The sequence below is a fragment of the Pseudomonas sp. TKO26 genome, assembly GCF_003225665.1.
Taxonomy (GTDB): Bacteria; Pseudomonadota; Gammaproteobacteria; order Pseudomonadales; family Pseudomonadaceae; genus Aquipseudomonas; species Aquipseudomonas saponiphila.
Genome location: NZ_QKLN01000064.1, coordinates 1 through 393 on the forward strand (window position 1 = coordinate 1; position 393 = coordinate 393).

Consider the following 393-nt stretch of genomic DNA (forward strand, 5'->3'; position numbering starts at 1 on the left):
GCGCGACAGGCTCCGGTCCGGGGTGTTGTCCATGAAGGCTACATCCACCACCAGCCAGCCGCCGCGTTGGGCCAGGCGCGCGTGCCAATCCAGCAGGCGCGCCGGAGTCAGGCTCAGGCCGGTGGGTTTGTTGGGGTTGACCACCAACAGCACATCGAGGCTGTCGAGAAAGAAATCCACTTCCTGCTCCAGCACCTCTCGCACCCGGTAGCCACTGCGGCGGGCGGGCAAGGTCGGGGTGTTGTCGCCCTGTTATGCCGAGCACGCCGAAGCCCGGCGCCGCAGTCGCGGCAGCAATTGGATCGCGGCCCGGGAACCGGCCACCGGCAATCCCCCGTCGGCTCCGTAATAGGCACAGGCCGCCGTCCCCCGACCGCACTCGGTTTCCCGCCA

Annotated in this window: 1 pseudogene; it reads right to left on the reverse strand. The window is 68.7% G+C overall.

The window, feature by feature from the left end:
- Nucleotides 1–393, reverse strand: a pseudogene (locus DNK59_RS31970) (threonine-phosphate decarboxylase); the annotation flags it as partial.